Annotated in this window: 17 protein-coding genes and 3 tRNA genes; 11 read left to right on the top strand and 9 right to left on the bottom strand. The window is 43.1% G+C overall.

All coding sequences use genetic code 11. The features are described from left to right. Positions 1–20: 20 nt before the first annotated feature. Entirely contained in the window at positions 21–380 is a 360-nt protein-coding gene (locus tag WS40_RS08715; protein ID WP_181987681.1) for a type II toxin-antitoxin system RelE/ParE family toxin, read from the top strand. A gap of 4 nt (positions 381–384) precedes the next feature. Continuing rightward, positions 385–657, top strand: a complete 273-nt coding sequence (locus WS40_RS08720) for a helix-turn-helix domain-containing protein (RefSeq protein ID WP_038672388.1) — start codon at positions 385–387, stop codon at positions 655–657. 798 nt (positions 658–1,455) lie between these two features. Here WS40_RS08720 and WS40_RS08725 read toward each other — a convergent pair. Beyond that, a tRNA-Arg gene (locus WS40_RS08725) sits at positions 1,456–1,532 on the bottom strand. A gap of 357 nt (positions 1,533–1,889) precedes the next feature. Between WS40_RS08725 and nrdD the strand changes: the two genes are divergently transcribed. Continuing rightward, positions 1,890–4,064 carry an anaerobic ribonucleoside-triphosphate reductase gene (nrdD, locus tag WS40_RS08730; RefSeq protein ID WP_046441713.1) on the top strand — a complete coding sequence of 725 codons (2,175 nt, stop codon included), beginning with the start codon at positions 1,890–1,892 and terminating at the stop codon, positions 4,062–4,064. A gap of 293 nt (positions 4,065–4,357) precedes the next feature. Beyond that, positions 4,358–4,876 carry an anaerobic ribonucleoside-triphosphate reductase activating protein gene (gene nrdG, locus WS40_RS08735; RefSeq protein ID WP_046441714.1) on the top strand — a complete coding sequence of 173 codons (519 nt, stop codon included), beginning with the start codon at positions 4,358–4,360 and terminating at the stop codon, positions 4,874–4,876. Between the two features lie 104 nt (positions 4,877–4,980). Here the strand turns inward: nrdG and WS40_RS08740 are convergent, their stop codons facing one another. Beyond that, entirely contained in the window at positions 4,981–7,554 is a 2,574-nt protein-coding gene (locus WS40_RS08740) for a cation-translocating P-type ATPase (RefSeq protein WP_046441715.1), read from the bottom strand. A gap of 486 nt (positions 7,555–8,040) precedes the next feature. Between WS40_RS08740 and WS40_RS08745 the strand changes: the two genes are divergently transcribed. Both WS40_RS08745 and WS40_RS08750 read left to right on the top strand, forming a co-directional pair. Beyond that, positions 8,041–9,426, top strand: coding sequence for an MATE family efflux transporter (locus WS40_RS08745; protein WP_046441716.1), 1,386 nt, complete (start codon positions 8,041–8,043; stop codon positions 9,424–9,426). A gap of 55 nt (positions 9,427–9,481) precedes the next feature. Beyond that, positions 9,482–9,979 (top strand): hypothetical protein, encoded by a 498-nt coding sequence (locus tag WS40_RS08750; RefSeq protein WP_138336389.1) that lies wholly within the window; start codon positions 9,482–9,484, stop codon positions 9,977–9,979. Positions 9,980–10,020: 41 nt separating this feature from the next. Here WS40_RS08750 and WS40_RS08755 read toward each other — a convergent pair whose 3' ends face one another. The 3 genes from WS40_RS08755 to WS40_RS08765 form a co-directional block, all read right to left on the bottom strand. After that, positions 10,021–10,854, bottom strand: a complete 834-nt coding sequence (locus WS40_RS08755; RefSeq protein WP_038672398.1) for a hypothetical protein — start codon at positions 10,852–10,854, stop codon at positions 10,021–10,023. A gap of 102 nt (positions 10,855–10,956) precedes the next feature. Further along, positions 10,957–11,460, bottom strand: a complete 504-nt coding sequence (locus WS40_RS08760; RefSeq protein WP_046441718.1) for a hypothetical protein — start codon at positions 11,458–11,460, stop codon at positions 10,957–10,959. Next, positions 11,453–12,721, bottom strand: a complete 1,269-nt coding sequence (locus WS40_RS08765) for a hemolysin family protein (protein WP_046441719.1) — start codon at positions 12,719–12,721, stop codon at positions 11,453–11,455. Before WS40_RS08765 ends, WS40_RS08760 begins: the two co-directional genes overlap by 8 nt. Positions 12,722–12,930: 209 nt before the next feature. On the opposite strand from WS40_RS08765, the gene WS40_RS08770 reads away from it, so the two are divergent. Continuing rightward, positions 12,931–13,416, top strand: coding sequence for a GtrA family protein (locus tag WS40_RS08770; RefSeq protein ID WP_046441720.1), 486 nt, complete (start codon positions 12,931–12,933; stop codon positions 13,414–13,416). 73 nt (positions 13,417–13,489) lie between these two features. Here WS40_RS08770 and WS40_RS08775 read toward each other — a convergent pair whose 3' ends face one another. The 3 genes from WS40_RS08775 to serC form a co-directional block, all read right to left on the bottom strand. Next, positions 13,490–13,783 (bottom strand): hypothetical protein, encoded by a 294-nt coding sequence (locus WS40_RS08775; protein ID WP_046441721.1) that lies wholly within the window; start codon positions 13,781–13,783, stop codon positions 13,490–13,492. Positions 13,784–13,903: 120 nt separating this feature from the next. Beyond that, a complete protein-coding gene (locus WS40_RS08780; protein WP_038672406.1) occupies positions 13,904–15,055 on the bottom strand; it encodes a 3-phosphoglycerate dehydrogenase family protein in 1,152 nt (383 codons plus the stop codon). A 33-nt stretch (positions 15,056–15,088) separates the two neighbouring features. Continuing rightward, positions 15,089–16,171, bottom strand: a complete 1,083-nt coding sequence (gene serC / locus WS40_RS08785; RefSeq protein ID WP_046441722.1) for a 3-phosphoserine/phosphohydroxythreonine transaminase — start codon at positions 16,169–16,171, stop codon at positions 15,089–15,091. Positions 16,172–16,557: 386 nt separating this feature from the next. On the opposite strand from serC, the gene WS40_RS08790 reads away from it, so the two are divergent. Further along, a complete protein-coding gene (locus tag WS40_RS08790) occupies positions 16,558–16,737 on the top strand; it encodes a hypothetical protein (protein WP_022288558.1) in 180 nt (59 codons plus the stop codon). A gap of 244 nt (positions 16,738–16,981) precedes the next feature. Then, on the top strand, positions 16,982–18,505 hold the full coding sequence (gene xylB / locus WS40_RS08795; protein WP_046441723.1) for a xylulokinase: 1,524 nt from the start codon (positions 16,982–16,984) through the stop codon (positions 18,503–18,505). A gap of 105 nt (positions 18,506–18,610) precedes the next feature. Here the strand turns inward: xylB and WS40_RS08800 are convergent. After that, positions 18,611–18,687 (bottom strand) — tRNA-Pro (locus tag WS40_RS08800). 150 nt (positions 18,688–18,837) lie between these two features. Between WS40_RS08800 and WS40_RS08805 the strand changes: the two genes are divergently transcribed. Continuing rightward, positions 18,838–18,914 (top strand) — tRNA-Met (locus tag WS40_RS08805). A 431-nt stretch (positions 18,915–19,345) separates the two neighbouring features. Then, positions 19,346–19,672, top strand: a complete 327-nt coding sequence (locus tag WS40_RS08810) for a DUF4314 domain-containing protein (RefSeq protein ID WP_046441724.1) — start codon at positions 19,346–19,348, stop codon at positions 19,670–19,672. Positions 19,673–19,814 lie beyond the last annotated feature (142 nt).

The following is a 19,814-nucleotide window of genomic DNA, read 5'->3' on the forward strand; positions in this document are numbered from 1 at the left end:
CTATATTGAAAGGAATACAAATGCAGGAATTTGAAATAATATTTTATGATAAAGAAGACGGCACTGAGCCAGCCAAAGAATTTTTATTAAGCCTTGACATAAAAATGAGAGCCAAAATGCTTAGGACTATTGAGATGCTACAGCATAATGGATATGAATTAAGAGAGCCATATTCCAAACCAATCGGTGATGGAATACTGGAGCTAAGAGCAAAAGTGGGGTCAAACATATCAAGGGTAATGTATTTCTTTGTAGTTGGCAGAAAAGCCATACTTACAAATGGATTTGTAAAGAAAACGCAGAAAACACCTAAGGAGGAAATCGAACTAGCAAAGACATATCGCTCAAATTACTTAAAACGCACTCAGAAAGGGGAATAGCACCATGACTAATTTTAATGATTTTCTTGATGAACAGTTAAAAGATCCTAAGCTCAAAGCGGAATATGACGCACTTGAACCTGAGTTCACAATAATTCAAACACTGATAGACGCTCGTAAAAAGAGCGGCATAACACAAAGTGAGCTTTCAAAGCTTACTGGCATTGCACAAGGCGATATAAGCAACATTGAAACAGGGAATGCCAATCCTTCAATAAAAACACTTCAAAGACTTGCCGCTGCTTTAGGCAAAAAACTTAAAATAGAATTTGTATAAAAGAACCCCTAGTGTGTCACCGTGACACACTAGGGTCTTTTTGCATTTATATATAAAATATATATTTTTCGCCATTAATTTCCGCAAAAGTATTGACAAATTGACAAAATGGTGGTATAATTAATATACAGAGGAAATTTAGAGGGCATAAAAAATCGCACCCTCTAAGGCTTATAAACTCTTGCCGGAGATTATAAGCCCAGCAGCACAGATGTAAGAGGCAACTGTGAGCTTTCAGAGAATGCTATCCTCGTGCTCTATTATAGCACGTTGGAAATAGATTGTCAAGGGCTTTTCACGATGTCAAACATCTGGAAAGCTCTTTTTGCTTTTTAGCTGCTGATTCAACTCATCAAAAATGCAGCTTGAAAATCAAATATCGTAAGTCCTCAAATAAGATTGAGATGAGGTCAACTGATGTGAAACACAAGCACAACAAGACATTGAGTTGTCTTTAAGTCGCTTAGAGCCATGACGTTCGTTACTGTTCAATCACGCCGATCAGGCATTCTTGACATTTCAGAACATGAACACGAGCCAGCCAGTAACAGTTAAGCTAACTGCAAGCCTATGTGCCGACGCCACTATGAATTAACATCAGATGATTCGCTTAAGCTCCACAATGTGCAGCTGCCTTGACAAGGTCTAAAAGCGAAACGAAACAAATGTCACAAACATATTCCGGCTTGTTATTGCAAGCTTTCATATATGCTCAGCAAGGATACTTAAAGATACTTGCTGAGGAAAGTCCACATTTTTATATCCTGTGGATTTTCCTCTGTGAGTATCAAAAATGATTGGTGCGCCAGAAGGGACTCGAACCCCCGACCTACTGGTTCGTAGCCAGTCACTCTATCCAGCTGAGCTACTGGCGCATTCAACTCTAATATTATATCATATGCAAGCCCCTTTGTCAATGAGTTAATGGAATTTCTCTGCTTATTTTACAGAATGTTCACATCGTTTCTTGTAGCTTCACACCTTTATCATCCCTTTAAATGCCATTGTTTTTCACACTTTTTGTCAATCAAGTGTTTGTAATCATTTGTAATACTTTTTCGGCAAACTGCTCTGTTTTTAACCGGAATTTTTGTAGATTATTTATCATTCTATGCCCTTGACTTATATTCTGATTGTGGTATAATAGTAAATGTTCAATATTATGTTGTGATAAAAGAAGCCAACCACAATATATAGTGGTTGAGTAGGATAGAATGAAAGGAAGAGTATAGGTGAAGATAATAAAAAGAAGCGGCGCTGAGAATACGTTCGATAAGGAAAAGATAGAAAATGCCGTTGCGAAAGCTAATATCACTGTGGAGGAAAAGGATAGGCTCTCTGAGGGAGAAATAGGAGAGATAGCACAGAATATAGAGGACAAATGCTCTGAAATGAATAGGGCTATGGATGTTGAAACTATTCAGGACTGGGTGGAAGCCGATATCATGCGCCACGGCAAGTATACAGTGGCAAAGCATTATATCACCTACCGCTATGAGCGTTCTATCGTCAGACAGGCTAATACTACTGACAAGCAGATACTTTCTCTTCTTAACTTCGAGAACGAGGAAGTCAAGCAGGAAAATTCCAATAAGAACCCTACTGTCAATTCAGTTCAGAGGGATTATATGGCAGGTGAAGTGAGCAAGGATATCACAAGAAGATTTTTGCTTCCTGACGATATAGTTGAAGCTCACGAAAAAGGTCTGATACATTTCCACGACGCCGATTATTTCGCTCAGCATATGCACAACTGCTGTCTTGTCAATCTTGAGGATATGCTCCAGAACGGCACTGTCATAAGCGAAGTCATGATAGAAAAGCCACACAGCTTCTCTACAGCCTGCAATATCGCTACACAATCTATCGCTCAGATAGCTTCTTCACAGTATGGCGGACAGAGTATCACACTTTCCCACCTTGCTCCGTTCGTTCAGATATCCCGTGATAAATACCGCCGTGAGGTAAAAAAAGAGTTCGCAGAGCTTAATATCCCTGCCGACGAGGATACTATAAATAAGGTAGCCGAAATGAGAGTAAAGGCTGAGATAGTTCAGGGCGTTCAGATGATACAGTATCAGGTCATCACTCTTATGACAACAAATGGTCAAGCACCTTTCGTTACTGTTTTCATGTACCTTGACGAGGTGCCGGAGGGGCAGACAAGAGATGACCTTGCGGCTATCATAGAGGAAATGCTCAGACAGCGTATCCAAGGCGTAAAGAACGAAAAGGGCGTCTATATAACACCTGCGTTTCCAAAACTCATATATGTCCTTGAAGAGGACAATATAAGAGAAGGCTCAAAATATTGGGAGCTTACAAAGCTTGCTGCAAAGTGTACCGCAAAGAGAATGGTGCCTGACTATATAAGCGAAAAGAAAATGAAGGAGCTTAAGGTAGACAAGAACGGAAATGGTCAGTGCTACCCTTGCATGGGCTGCAGAAGCTTCCTTACAACATATCTTGACGAAAACGGCAAGCCTAAATATTACGGCAGATTCAATCAGGGCGTTGTTACAATAAACCTTGTGGACGTTGCCTGCTCGTCATATAAGGATATGGATAAGTTCTGGAAGATATTTGATGAAAGACTTGAACTTTGCAGACGTGCGCTTATGCTCCGTCACGAAAGACTTAAAGGCACTCCGTCAGACGTTGCGCCTATCCTTTGGCAGAACGGTGCATTGGCAAGGCTTAAAAAGGGCGAAACAATCGACAAGCTCCTGTTCGGCGGATATTCCACCATATCACTTGGCTATGCAGGTCTTTGCGAATGCGTAAGATACATGACAGGCAAGTCACACACAGACCCTTCAGCAACGCCTTTTGCACTTGAAGTTATGCAGCACCTTAATGACGCCTGCGCAAAGTGGAGAGCAGAAACAAACATAGATTTCAGCCTTTACGGCACGCCATTGGAGTCCACAACATACAAATTTGCAAGATGTTTGCAGACGCGTTTCGGTGTTATCGAGGGTGTAACAGACAGAAACTACATCACAAACAGCTATCATATCCATGTTACCGAGAACATCGACGCATTTGACAAGCTCACCTTTGAGTCACAGTTCCAAGCTCTCTCACCAGGAGGAGCTATCAGCTATGTGGAAGTGCCGAATATGCAGAACAACATAGAGGCTGTCCTTGCAGTTATGCAGCATATTTACGACAACATCATGTACGCCGAGCTTAACACAAAGAGCGACTACTGTCAGAAGTGTGGTTTTGACGGTGAGATAAAGATAGTAGAAGATGACGGCAAGCTTGTATGGGAGTGTCCGAACTGCGGCAACAGAGATCAGAACACTCTGAACGTTGCAAGGCGCACCTGCGGTTACATCGGCACACAGTTCTGGAATCAGGGCAGGACTCAGGAGATAAAGGAGAGAGTTTTGCATTTGTGATTAGTCCTAAAATAGTTGTAAAAAAATAAAACCCAAAAATTTTTTTAAAACCCAAAAATTTTTTCAGCCAAAATCGCAAAATTTTGAACATTATAGCCGTTAAAACTCAAAAGTTCAAAAATCAAAACTCGTCAAAAAAATGAACATTATAGCAAGGAAAACTCAAAAACTCAAAACTGCAAAATCCGAAAATAATGAACATTATTATTGACATAAAACAGCAAACAGCATATAACTATCGGGGCAATACAAAAGCGTATTGCCCTGCGTTGTATGTATGAAAGGAGCGGAAAATGAATTATTGTGAGATAAAGAAAACTGATATCGCCAATGGCTCAGGGGTGAGGGTCACGCTGTTCGTATCAGGTTGCAGACACCACTGCAAGGGCTGTTTTCAGCCTGACACTTGGAACTTTGACTACGGCAAGCCTTTCACAGATACCACCGCAGACGAGATACTTAACGCCCTCTCAAGGGGCTATATAAAAGGACTTACTCTCTTAGGCGGCGAGCCTATGGAGCCTGAGAACCAGCCTGAGCTTACAAAACTCCTCCGCCGTGTGAAAACAGAACTTCCCGACAAGGACGTGTGGTGCTACACAGGCTGTACCCTTGAAACTGACCTGCTTGCAGGCTCAAAATCCCCATACAGAACGCAGTACACAGACGAAATGCTGAGCCTTATCGATTACCTCGTTGACGGAGAATTCGTCCTTGAAAAGAAAAACATCTCCCTGAAATTCAGAGGGTCTGAAAATCAGAGGATACTTCATAAAAAAGACGGCATTTGGCTGCCTTGCGAAGATATGTAAAACAAAACCGCTCCCCGTGACATCACGAAGAGCGGTTATTTTTATTGCGTAGGTGCGACCTAAGATCGCCCCCCTTGAAACTTTTATAAGATAACTCTACAGCCTTACTTTTCAGACTTTGTAAAGAATATCGCCTTTATAAGCTGGATAACGAGCATAGAGCCAAAGCTTAGAATGTATATCCATGCAAACTGCATACCTGTCATGTCTGCTATCTTGAAAAGTCCCTTGAGTTGTGGAACGAGCAGAACGGAGTTTAAAAATACCATTCCAAGGCCGAACGCCATAAGACCGAACTTGTTGTTGAAAAAGTCCTTTGAGAAGATAACAGGACCTTTTTTCTTGCACGAGAATCCGTGGAACAATCTTGCAGAGCAAAGCACTGCGAATGCCATCGTCATACCAAGAGCTGCGCTTGTCTTGTTTCCCATAAGGAAAGCCGAAGCTACTGCTATCGCTATAACTACGCCATACAATGCTATCTCGCCCAGGAAAGGACGTGTGAGGATAGATTCGTTTGCGTTTCTTGGCTTGCGTTTCATGACCTCTTCGGAGTGAGGTTCAAGACCCAAACCGATAGCAGGAAGCGAGTCTGTAAGCAGATTAATAAACAGCAAATGTATTGCCGCAAACGGAACAGGAAGTCCAAGCAGTGAGTTGAAAAGCACCACAAGAATTGCCGCAAAGTTGCCCGAAAGCAGGAAGAGTATAGCCTTTTTAATGTTCTCGTAAATGTTTCTGCCGTTTCTTATGGCCTTGACTATAGTTGCAAAGTTATCGTCTGCAAGCACCATTGAGGCAGCGTCCTTTGAAACCTCAGTTCCTGTGATGCCCATTGCAACACCCACATCAGCCTGCTTTAACGCAGGTGCGTCGTTCACACCGTCGCCTGTCATGGAAACTATACAGCCGTTTGCCTGCCAAGCCTTTACGATCCTTATTTTATGCTCAGGTGTAACACGAGCGTAAACAGCCTTGTCCTTTACAAAGTCAACAAGCTCTTCGTCTGAATAAGCGTCAAGCTCGTGACCCTCAACAGCCTTTGAGTTGTCGTCAAGAATACCTATCTCACGGGCAATAGCCGAAGCCGTAACGATATGGTCGCCTGTTATCATGACTGGCTTTATGCCTGCCTTGCGGCATTCCGCAACAGCCGCCTTTGATTCCTCTCTCGGAGGATCCATCATAGCAATAAGACCGACAAACTCCAATCCGTCCTCGTCCTCTGGACATACGGTATCCTTGTCGAATTTTTTCTCTGCAAATGCAAGTATACGCAGACCTTTTTCCGAAAGCTCTGCCACACGCTGGGTTATAACAGCTTTTTCCTCATCGCTTGAAGTTATCCTGTTTATAAGAACGTCAGCCGCACCCTTTACATAAAGCACCTTTTCGCCGTCGATAACGTGCAGAGTTGACATAAGCTTTCTGTCTGAATCAAATGGTATCTCAGAAATTCTAGGGAGATCTTCCCTCACCTTGTCAGTGTCGATACCAAGCTTTGTGCCGAAGTTGATAAGAGCCGTTTCAGTCGGGTCGCCTATTTCAACGCCGTCCTTACAGCTTGAATCGTTGCAAAGTATCATGGCTCTTGTCATAGTCTTGACCTTTTCATCGTCAAGATCAACAGCGTCAGTGTCGATTATCCTGCCGTCTACCATTATTTTTCTAACTGTCATCTTGTTCTGAGTAAGAGTACCGGTCTTGTCAGAGCATATTACAGAAACGCTGCCCAAGCCCTCAACAGCTTGAAGCTTTCTTATGATAGCGTTTTCCTTTGACATTTTCTGTGTGCCGAAAGAAAGCACGATAGTAACGATAGAGCTGAGAGCCTCAGGGATAGCCGCAACAGCAAGTGCGATAGCGAACATGAACGAATCCATAAGCTCGCCGCCACGAAGCATACTAAGTCCGAACACTACTGCACAGACAATAAGTATAGCAATGGAAAGCTTTTTGCCGAACTCGTCAAGCGTGTTCTGGAGAGGTGTTTTTCTCTCTGATGCGTTTTGGATAAGCGAAGCTATCTTGCCCACCTCAGTGTCCATACCCACCTCAGTGACAAGCATTTTTCCTCTGCCGTATGTGACAAAAGAACCTGAATAAACCATGTTAGCACGTTCAGCAAGAGGCTTTTCGCCCTCTATATCGCTCATATCCTTGTCGATATTGACGCTCTCGCCTGTGAGTGCCGACTCGTTCACCTGAACAGACGCACATTCTATCAGCCTGCCGTCTGCACATATCTGGTCGCCTGCTTCGATAAGAAGAATGTCGCCCACTGCGATCTCCTCAGAGGGGATAATGACCTTTTCGCCGTTACGAAGCGCCTTAGCCGTTGGTGCAGAAAGCTTTTTAAGGTTCGTCAGTGACTTTTCAGCCTTGACGGTCTGAACTGTACCCAAAATAGCGTTCATTGTGATAACAACGAGAATTACTGCACAGCTCTCAACATCTTTCATGAAAGCTGAAACTATCGCAGCAATAATGAGTATAAGCACAAGAAAGTCCTTATACTGCTCTAAAAAAATCACGGGAATGGACTTTTTCTTGCCCTCTGTGATAACATTTCGTCCGAACTTTTCGCAGTTTTTCACTGCCTGCTCGGTTGAAAGACCATTTTCACCTGATGAAAACTCAGTGTAAAGCTGGTCAATTTTTTTTTGATACTGCTTCATAAAATACCACCTTTTTTATTTTTTCCTGTAAACATTGCCGATATACCCTTCCAAGCCTCCTTTTCTCATAGGCTCAGTAAAATAAACGCATAAAAAATCGGCAAGACGTTTATTGGGTAAACTGCGCCTGTGGCAATTTAATCAATAAAAGTCTCGCCGTTTAGATATGCAGCGGTCCCTCATCGGAACGTATTGACGCAAACATAAACGGATCTCTCCGCCAGCTACTCTCTTTTACTATGAGGTTATTATAACCTATATTTTTGATTTTGTCAATAGTTTTTTATATATTTTATTGTAAATTCGCAACGCTTCATATCATCAAAAAAGTGGGTCTTTGAGACCTGACTTTTGTATAAAAAGTCCTTGGACATATGAAAAAATATATGGTATAATAATTATAACAATGAGCAGCGACAGCGTAAGTCCGATTGTATTCGGACTTGTGCTGTTTTTTTATGCGCAAAAAACGGGAGGTAATGAAATATGAGCGAAGAAGCTCTGAAAGAAAACAAGATGGGCGTTATGCCCATGCCGAAACTCATGCTGAGCATGGGTCTGCCTATGATAATTTCAATGATAGTTCAGGCTTTTTACAATATCGTTGACAGCTATTTCGTAAGCAGGATAACAGATGATACAGTTGAGCACATGGGCGAATATGCCGTAAACGCCCTCACCCTTGCATACCCTGTCCAGCTTTTGATAATCGCTGTAGGCGTAGGCACAGGCGTTGGAATAAACGCCTTGCTCTCCAGAAGCCTTGGAGAAAAGAATTTTGAGCGTGCAGGCAAAATAGCAGGCAACGCCATTTTCATAGGTCTTTGCACCTACATCGTGTTCATGCTGTTCGGATTTTTCGGCACTGACGCATTTTTGAAAACACAGACCCATGATAGTCTTGCTCTAAAGCTTGGGGGCGAATATCTAGGCATATGCTGTGTGTTGTCATTCGGTGCAGTAGGTTCAATGATATTTGAAAAGCTTTTGCAGGCAACAGGCAAAACTATCCATTCCACCATTGCTCAGCTTGTAGGCGCAATAGCCAACATCGTCCTTGACCCTGTCCTGATCTTCGGTCTTGGCCCTTTCCCAGAGCTGGGAGTAAAAGGTGCGGCTTATGCCACTGTCATCGGTCAGGTACTCACAATGGTCATAGGCGGCGTGCTTCATTTTGTGTGCAACAAAGAGATACCAAGCGGCATGAGGTATTTTATACCACAGAGCAAAATGATAGCAAACATTTATAGAATAGGCATTCCTGCCATAATAATACAGGCTCTTATGTCCGTCATGACCTATGGTCTTAATGTCATACTCAACAGGATAGGTCAATCCGCCGTAACAGCCTATGGTATCTATTATAAAATACAGCAGTTCGTATTCTTTGCGTCATTCGGCATGAACAACACTATCATTCCGGTTGTATCATACAACTACGGCAAAGGGGACAAAACAAGAGTTCGTTCAGGCATAAAATACGGTATGCTCTACACGTTGGGACTCATGCTCCTTGGCATTATAGGCTTGCAGCTTTTTGCTTCTCAGATATGCCATGTATTCTCACTGTCAGCGGATACGGAGATATTCGCCACCTACGCCATAAGGATAATCACTTTAGGCTATCTTTTTGCAGGTGCAAACATAGCCTATCAGGGAATTTTTCAGGCGCTCGACCATGGCATAGCTTCCCTTGTGCTTTCCCTTATCAGACTTTTAGTTATCCCTCTCCCCACGGCTTATCTTCTCACCCTTACCTCCTCAGCAGGCAAGATAGTATGGGCAGCCGTTCCATTCGGCGAGCTTGTAGGCACTGTCGCCGCCATTGTGATAATGGGCAGGATAAAACGTGAGATAAAGCTCAAAGACTAAAACACTGCCCTTGATTATTATTCCAAAAGGTGCTATAATAGCATTGGTGATAATAATGAAAAGGAAAATACTTGTAGGTCTGCTTACCGCCATTATCTTTTTGGCTTGCGCCCTTGTGATAAATATAACCCCAAAGGTGGAGAAAGGTTCAGTTGTGCTGACCTGTGACGGAAGCAAATATGAGCTTCCCGGCACTGAAAAGACACGATACTGCAATGGCAAGAGCGAGAGCCTTTCCGCTGAAAAGAGCTTTGAAGATCTGCTCTCCTCCGTACCGTCATTTAATGTAAAGGCAGATGTAGATAAGGACGGCAATGTTACCCTTAAAACCCCTATGTCCGTAGAAGTCACAGGGGACAGGCTCGGTGACGTGCTTTACACTGTCTACAGCTATGACGGAAAGGTGCTTGCCAAGGAGTCCAAAAAGCTGGAGCTTCCAAAAGAGGATATTGACGGCTGTCTTGTGAAAATAAAAATTACATGGGGCAAGAAAGACACAAGCTATCTTGAAGAAGATTACTGGTTTGCCGCAATGTACAATACCGAAAGATAACAAAAAACGTCGGACGAATTGAAACGCCCGACGTTTTATTTTTAACAAACCTGAAATCCTATTATGCCCACCATACAAATAACGCTGCCGATAAATCTCAGCTTTGTGATAGGCTCTTTTCTTATGAGCGCTATAACAAACAGCGAACACAGTATCATAGGCTGGATAAATGACGCACTCGCAAGGCTCACAGCAATAACAGCGTTCTCCGCAAGCAGACCTGCCACATTCGGAATCTTTGTAAGCACAACCACCCATGCGCCCTTTTGATTTTTCTTGAATATCTCCAAAGGCTTCGCCCTTGGCAGAAGTATGATAGCCATAAGTATAAGCGCAAAGAACAGCGCCATGGTTGAGGATATGTAATTCTCCGACGCTCTTACAACTATGCCGTAGCCGTATCTTGCCAAAAGATAGAACACCAGAGGAACAACTATCCTGCGGTAATTTATATTGCCGCTGTCCGTTCTGCCTGATTTTGCGATAAAAACAAGTCCTGCAACAGTAAGCACGATAAAAAGGAACTTGAAAATGCTCGGCTTTTCACCAAGGAAAATATCCGTTGCATAGGACATGAAAAGGGTGATACCAAGCCAAGCCTTAAGCTCAAAGGCTGATATTTCATCAAGGATAATAGCCGAAAGCTTAAATTCAAGGATCTTCGACAAGCACAGCAGACCTATCGCCGCAAATGACTGCCAGCTAAGCGTAATAGTCCTGTCGAGGAAAGGCAGACAGCAAGCCATGAAAACAGCCGTTGCCGCCGCCATTAAGAACCCAAGCTCGTCGCCGTTGAATTTTGCCGTTGAAACAGCGTACTTGTCACTAAGGGAACATATCGTGTAGCATACAACTACAAGTATAAGCAAAAACATTATTTTTCTTCTTCCTTACTCTATGATTTTCTAAGACCTGTATGCTGTGAAACATACAAAATAACGGGCGACCCAAGGTCGCCCCTACGCAAAGCCGATTTATCAGTTCTTTTTATTTTTCACAAGCCATACTACCGCCAAAATACCAAGTATCACTGAGAACAGAGTAGCAATGGCTAGACATATCCAGCTTGCATACTGACTTTGTATAAATTCGTTCTGCGATTGGCTTCCTATAAGGGTATCTACTCCCGATTGCGAGCCTAACGCTGAGAACAGTATTATAAATGCCATTCTCACATTCATTACGCAGGCTATAACGCTGTAAATATGCACTATACCCTGAAAAAGGCACACTCCGCAGTCGTCCTTTACATAGCTTTTCACTCCAAGCACCGCACATACCACCGACACTGCCGTGTAGATAATGAACGCCGCAAAAAGCACTATCGTTGGCACTTTTGCCCCCTCGGTTTTCACTATCATGCTCATAAGCCCAGCCATACACCCCATGAACACAGCCGCTGCCGCAAGCCCTGCAACAGACCATTTTCTGTATAAAAGTTCTGACTTTTTTATCTGCTCTTTCTTTATCTGCTTAGGCATTTTCGTCCTCCGTGTTTTTATTTTCAAGCTCCTCTTCGGATATCTTGAAGCGTATCCTGTCTATTTTCTGCTCGTCCTCCATTTTAACGGTCATCTCAAAAGGCGGACAGCTTATAACTTCATTCTGCTCAGGAAGTCTGTCAAGCATATCCATTATCCAGCCACCGAGAGATGTTCTTTCGGTTTCGATAGTGTCCTCCGGCAGTCCTATCCTCTCAAGAAAATCCGATACCGAAAGCTCCGCCGACGCTTCGTAAACACCGTCGCTTATTTTCACAAGGGAGGTATCCTCCTCGTCGCTTTCATCATAGATCTCGCCCACAAGCTCCTCTATGATATCCTCAAGGGTACAAATGCCCTCCGTACCGCCGTATTGGTCGAGCACCACCGCCATATGCACCTTTTTGCGCTGCATTTGCTTCAGGATCTCAGAGATCTTGCGGTTTTCGGTTATGTAAAGTGGCTTGTTCATTATAAGGCTTATGTCCGTCTTGCCCTTGAGATACATTTCAAAAAAGTCAGACTGGTGGATAAGTCCAACAATGTGGTCTAAGTCCTTGTCATACACGGGGAGCCTTGAAAACTTTGTCTGCACAAAGCGTTTTTTTATGCTCTCCATATCCTCATGAAGCTCAACACCCTCGATATTTACTCTCGGCACAAGTATCTCGCTTATGGTTATCTCGTCAAAATCAAGTGCCGAACGCACAAGCTCCGACTCCTGCTCTTCAAGTACGCCCTCGTCCTGAATCTCGTCTATGATATATTTAAGCTCTTCCTCAGTAACAGACGGCTCGCTGTTCTTGTTGCCCACAAGCTTTGAAACGCCGCTTTTTATGCCCATAAAGATAGCCGTTATAGGCGTGATGATGAACATGAATGCGGAGAGCGGAGCCGCCATAAGAATAGAAAACCGCTCAGAATTTTCCTTTGCAAGGCTCTTAGGCAAGATCTCACCAAAAATAAGCACAAGCACCGTCATGACTATAGTAGCCAGACCCACGCTTCCCTTTCCGAACTTTTCCGTAAAAAGCACCGTTGCAAGTGAAGATGAAGAAATGTTCACCACGTTGTTTCCAACAAGTATAGCAGTGAGTGCCTTGTCAAAATTATCGCATATGTTCATTGCCTTCTTTGCAGACTTGTTTCCGTCGTCTGCAAGTTTTTTTAGCCTTATCCTGTTGCATGAAGAAAACGCTGTCTCCGTTGCAGAACAAATAGCAGACAGCATAAGAAGCACAGCGATGATAACAACTTTCATAAAATAAAATTATCCTTTCAGGTCAGAATATAAATTTGCTGCCCTAGTTATAAAAATAGCACTAAAGGCAGTCATGAAAACTGACTACATATAGTTATCATAACATATTTTTTAACCAATTGCAACAGTATTGTTGAAAAAACGAAGTAAAAGAGTTATAATATTCTTTGTGTTCATAATATTCATATGCACAAAAGGAGATAACAGAAATGGCAAAGAAAGATAAAGACATTTTCGACAAAATAATGGACTGGAAGATATTCGGCTGGCTCAGACCCTTTTACGTCAAAAACAAGGAAATGCTTTTGTATCTGTTTTTCGGCGTACTCACCACCGCAGTCAGCTTTGTGACCGCAGGCATCTCAAAAGTGCTTTTGGAGCAGGCAGGCATAGGCAAGGGCGGTGTTTCTACCACAAGCACCGTCATATCATGGATATGTGCAGTAACATTCGCATACATAACCAACAGGATATGGGTTTTCGAGTCTGAAGCAGAGGGCAAAAAGGCGATAATCTCCGAAGCGGCTTCATTTTACGGCGGAAGGATATTCACTCTTCTCGTAGAAATGTTCATGATGTGGCTCGGCTACTCACTTCTCAGCTTCAACTATTGGGTAACAAAGATAGTGGCAAACGTTGTTGTGCTGATACTTAACTATGTCATCAGCAAGCTTGTGGTCTTCAGAAAGAAATAAGCATACAAAAAAAGCTGCCGGCAAAAAATGCTGACAGCTTTTTATTTTGCCCCAGTTGCCACGTTGCAACCGACTAATCTCTGTACATAAGCGTGACCGCCATGCCGTTTATCACGCCCACTACAACTCCGCACACAATGAAAAACACCTTGATAGGCAGGTCAAGCAGAAGCGAGATAAGCCCGAACACGATAACGAACGCCATTGCTCCGCCTATCTGCACAAGAAACTTTCTTTTCACAAGCACAGGAAAACGCTCAGCAAGCTTTGCCGTCTTTTCGCCTTTGTGGTCAAACAGCCTGTATAAAAGCTGAGTCAGTGCCATTGGTATTCCGATAAATAAAATTGCTGTTATAAGTTTGTCCATTTTAAATTCCTCCATTTTTCACTTAAATTATAGCTTTTTTTGTATCAAAAAAGGCTGCCCAAGACGCAGTTCGTCCGTGGGCAGCCTCATTGCTGCATATAAAATTTCTTTTATCAACAATTAAAGAACTCTTACGCCAACAACGCCCTCGATAGACTTGAAAGCGTCAGCGTCAACGTCGCCTGTAACATCGAGCATTGTGTAAGCCCAGTCTTTCTTAGACTTGTTTACAAGGTTCTCGATATTTGCGCCCTTGTCAGATACAACAGATGTGATCTGTGCAATAAGTGCAGGAACGTTCTTGTGAAGCACGCAAACAAGGTGGTCGCCTGTTTTAGCAAGCTCTGCATTAGGGAAGTTTACAGAATTCTTGATAGTTCCCTTCTCGATATAGTCGATAAGCTCGTGAGCTGCCATTGTTGCGCAGTTGTCCTCAGACTCAGGTGTGGAAGCGCCAAGGTGTGGAAGAACGATAACATTCTCCTCGCCAAGAACAACATCATCTGCAAAGTCTGTTACATACTTTGCAACCTTGCCGTCCTTGATAGCCTTTACAACTGCCGCACTGTTGATAAGCTCACCTCTTGCAAGGTTGATAAGACGAACGCCGTCCTTCATCATTGCTATCTGAGCTTCGTCGATAGTGTTCTTTGTGTCAGGTGTATAAGGAACGTGGATAGTGATATAATCGCTGTTCTTGTAAATATCATTGATGTCAGCTGTTACCTTTACAGCAGGATCAAGCTGGATAGCTGCGTTTACTGAAAGGAATGGGTCATAGCCGATAACGTCCATGCCAAGTGCAACGGCTGCGTTTGCGATCTTTCCGCCGATAGCACCAAGACCGATTACACCAAGTGTCTTGCCCAGTATCTCAGGACCTGCGAACTTAGACTTGCCGCCCTCAACTGTCTTTGGAGCGTCAGGAGTGCCCTTAAGTGAAGCAGCCCATGCAGCAGCCTCTGTTATCTTTCTTGAAGCAAGAAGAAGTGCACAAATAGCAAGCTCCTTAACAGCGTTTGAGTTTGCGCCAGGTGTGTTGAATACAACGATTCCCTGCTCTGCGCACTTCTCAACTGGAATATTGTTTACGCCAGCACCTGCTCTTGCAATAGCAAGCAGGCTCTCAGGCATTTCCATATCGTGCATCTTTGCTGAACGTACCATTATAGCGGTAGGATTTTCAGCATTGTCGCTTACTGTGTACTTAGCCTTGTCAAAGATATCAGTACCGCAGGTAGCGATCTTATTTAATGTCTTTATCTCATACATTGTAAATTACCCTCTCTTATAATAAGGTTACGCTTATGCGTTCTCAGCCTCGAACTTCTTCATGAACTCAACAAGCTTTTCAACGCCCTCGATAGGCATTGCGTTGTAGATAGAGGCTCTCATACCGCCAACAGTTCTGTGACCCTTGAGGTTTACAAAGCCTGCTGCTGTAGCCTCAGCAACGAACTTCTTGTCAAGCTCAGCGTCGCCTGTTACGAATGGAACGTTCATAAGAGATCTGTCCTCAGGAACAACAGTGCCCTTGAAAAGCTTGCTCTGGTCAAGATAATCATAGAGTATCTTAGCCTTTTTCTCGTTGTGAGCCTTCATAGCCTCAAGGCCGCCCATTTTCTTTATCCACTTGAATACCTTGCCGCAGATGTAGATGCCATAGCAAGGAGGTGTATTGTAAAGAGAGTCAGCGTCAGCCTGAGTTTTCCACTTGAGCATTGTAGGTGTGCCCTCGAGAACGTCGTCAGTGATAAGATCTTCTCTGATGATAGCAATAACAACGCCGGCAGGACCAACGTTCTTCTGAACGCCGCCGTAAATAACGCCGTACTTTGTTACGTCAACAGGCTCAGACAGGAAGCAGGAAGAAACGTCTGCAACAAGTGTGTGACCCTTTGTGTTAGGCAGAGTCTTGTACTTTGTACCATAGATAGTATTGTTTTCGCAGATATAAACATAGTCAGCGTCCTCTGGGATATCCAGATCTGAACAATCAGGGATATAAGAGAAAGTCTTGTCAGCAGAAGAAGCCACAGCAACAGCCTCGCCGTATTTCTGAGCCTCCTGATAAGCCTTCTTAGCCCACTGACCTGTGATTATGTAAGCCGCTTTCTTGTTCTTCATAAGGTTCATAGGAACGGCTGAGAACTGCTGAGAAGCACCGCCCTGAAGGAACAGCACCTTATAGTTATCAGGGATACCCATAAGCTCTCTGATGTCCTTTTCAGCTTCCTTGATGATGTCATCGAACGCCTTGGAACGGTGGCTCATCTCCATTACGCTCATACCAGTGCCCTTGTAATCGAGCATTTCATCGGCAGCTTCCTTAAGCACTTCCTCAGGGAGTACAGCAGGACCTGCGCTGAAGTTATATACTCTACCCATTGTTAAACCCTCCATATAAATTAGTTTCTTAGTTTCATTATTTATAAAGACTATAAATATATAAATTAATAATATTATTATATGCCTTTTATAAAAAAAAGTCAAGGGCTGTCATATAAAAATACTCACTTGTCATAAGTTTTTGTACATATCAGCACATAAAGCAGCCCTAAAAACGTGCATTTTTACACCTTACCTATGCCGTTATATATAATAAGCACTGAAAAGCATGAAAAATCAGAATAATACTAAAGCGTTAAAAAGAGGTTAAAATTTTTGGTATTCCTTGAAATCTCCATATTTGTGTAGTATAATGTAATCAATAAAATGCGACAGTTGTAAAAAAATCGGGGAACAATTGTCACTCTCAGGGAAAGAGGATATATATGCAAAAGATATTTTATGTTTCAAGAAATGAGGACAAAGCCCATGATGGAAAAGCCCCGGATATGGACAGATTTCAGCGAGTTGAAAAGCTCAACAGTCTGATCGCGGCAGGCTGGGCTATAAAGGAAATGAAAAGCGAAAACAACAGCACATTCTTTGTGCTTGAGAAAGCAGACTAGACTTAAAATGGCGGTATAAGACAGTACCCTGCCAATAACGCAGACACGACGTCCCGCCAACAAGTTCGCCAGGTCTTTCAACAAACTTATAGGACGGTAGCCCCACCGTCCTGTTTTTATGTGCAGATAAATTTTGCGAAAACGTTTTATGGGTATTGCATTTCAGAGAGAAATATTGTATAATTAATGTAATCGTTTTAGCAAAAACAAATGATACTATACATATTATAAAGGAGTAAAAAATATGGCTTATGTAATCGGCGTAGACTGCGGCACAAGCGGCACTAAGACGGTGCTTTTCGACGAAAATGGCACTGTTATCTCTTCTGTAACTATTGAATATCCTATGTATCAGCCTAAAAACGGCTATGCAGAGCAAGACCCTGCTGATTGGGCAAACGCAATGATAAACACTATCAAGGCTGTTATGACCAAAAGCGGCGTAAATAAAGAGGACGTTGCAGGTGTTGGTATCTCTGGACAGATGCACGGACTTGTTATGCTGGATAAGGACAACAACGTTCTTAGAAAGTCCATAATATGGTGCGATCAGAGAACTGCCGCAGAAGTTGAAGAAATGAACGAAAAGCTAGGCAGAGAAAAGCTTATCAAGATAACAGCAAACCCTGCCCTCACAGGCTGGACGGCTGCGAAAATCCTTTGGGTAAAGAACAACGAGCCTGATATATATGAAAAGTGCAGACACATTCTTCTGCCAAAGGACTATCTGAGATTTATCCTCACTGGCGAATATGCAACAGAGGTTTCCGACGCAAGCGGTATGCAGCTTCTTGACGTGCCAAACCGCTGCTGGGCAAAGGAAGTCTGCGATACGCTTGGCATTGATATGTCAATGCTGGGCAAGGTGTACGAGTCATGCGAAGTAGCAGGCAAGGTCACAAAGAAAATGGCTGAGCTTACAGGACTTAAAGAGGGTACTATAGTAGTAGGCGGAGCAGGCGACAATGCCGCTGCGGCTATCGGAACAGGCGTTGCAGAGGACGGTAAGGCGTTCACAACTATCGGAACATCAGGCGTTGTATTTGCACACACTTCTTCTATCTCTATCGACCCAAAGGGCAGAGTTCACACCTGCTGTGCAGCAGTACCGAACGCATGGCACGTTATGGGTGTTACACAAGGCGCAGGACTTTCGCTGAAATGGTTTAGGGATAATTTCTGCAATGCAGAGAAAGAAACAGCAAAGTGCATGGGCGTTGACGAATATTATCTCATGGATAAGGAAGCAGAGAAAGTGCCTGTTGGTGCAAACAGACTTCTCTATCTGCCATATCTCATGGGCGAAAGAACACCGCATCTTGACCCTGACGCAAGAGGAGTATTCTTCGGACTTTCCGCAATGCACACAAAGCGTGATATGCTGAGAGCAGTAATGGAGGGCGTATCATACTCCCTGAGAGATTGCGTTGAGGTATTCAGAGAAATGGATATCAACGTATCCGACATGATGGCATGCGGAGGCGGCGGAAGCTCACCGCTGTGGAGATCAATGCTCGCAGATCTTTACAACTGCCCTGTAAAAACAGCTTCATCGAAAGAAGGTCCAGCCCTTGGCGTAGCACTTCTTGCGGCAACAGGCGCAGGCATTTACTCATCAGTACCGGAAGCTTGTAAGGCAGTAGTAAAGACCGACAAGGTACAGCAGCCTGAAGCAGAGCGAGTACCTGAGTATGAGAAATACTACAAGCTTTACACAGAGATCTATCCTGCACTGAAAGCAGAATTTGCAAAGCTTGCGAAGATGTAATATAAAACCAAAAGCTCCGATTTGCCGTCGGAGCTTTTTTGTGTTAGAATATTTTGACAACTAAAAAACGGCTCTCCACAATAGAGGAAAGCCGTTTTTACATATTGGTCGGAGTGACCGGATTTGAACCGACGACCTCTACCACCCCAAGGTAGCGCGCTACCAATCTGCGCCACACCCCGATATCGTATATATTATACCCGATTTGGATACAATAGTCAAGAGTTTTCAGTCAAAATAAAAAAATTGCAAAAAAGGTATTGACATTCACATTCATTTGTGATATAATAAATAAGCACTCAGGAGAGAGCAGTAAAAAAACAGTAGAATATCGCGGGATGGAGCAGTTCGGTAGCTCGTCGGGCTCATAACCCGAAGGTCGTTGGTTCAAATCCAGCTCCCGCAACCATATTGGTGATACCAAATGGATACTCACCTTAAAAAGCCCGTGTTTACGGGCTTTTTTGATATTTAGAAAACAAAAAATTTTAATGTAAAACCGTGGATGCTTTTCACCAGTTTTCACGAAAAAAAGGGAGTCGAACCCTACACAACAAAAAATATCGAACATAACGGCAGACTTTGAGTATATTTTGCTCTAAGCCTGCCGATTTTTTATGAAAAAACATTCACAAAGTTTAGAAGGCTGTTTTGTCAAATATCACGAAATGTGATAAACGACAAAGCGGTCTTTTTTTATTTCAAAGGAGGCTTGATAACAAATATACTATAAAAAGGGAATCTAAAACGACTGGAGGTGATCAAGTAAAAAATGAACAGCAGTCAGACCGAGGACATGACCGAAGAACCCGATATGGGAATGACGATGTGAGGTGTTATATGATTTACAACGAAAAGAAGGTAGAAATGCTCAGGCAGAGATATCCCGAAGGAACTCGGATATGCCTTGACAGTATGGATAACGATCCCCGTCCGATTCCACCAGGTACTAAAGGCATAGTTCAATTTGTGGACGATGCGGGTACTCTGCACTGTAAATTTGATAACGGAAGAACGCTTGGGGTTATCCCCGATGTGGATAAGTTCCATAAAATCGCTCAGGAACAGAGTCAGATTGATAAGCAAACAGAGGAAAATATTGAGTGCGAGGAAATTACAGAAACGGAAGATCTTGAAGAAAACGAAGAAATGAATATGTCAATGTAACGGTTAAGTTTTGAAAAAGACTTAGCCGTTTTTTTATTACAAAAAGGAAAGGAACGGTGATAAATGATAAAATATTTCGAAGCGTTTGCAGGAATAGGAGCGTTCCGTTCGGCTTTTGAAAAAGTAGGCGGGTTTGAGTGCG

Origin of the sequence: Ruminococcus sp. N15.MGS-57, assembly GCF_000980385.1 — a bacterium.
Lineage (GTDB): Bacteria > Bacillota > Clostridia > Oscillospirales > Ruminococcaceae > Hominimerdicola > Hominimerdicola aceti.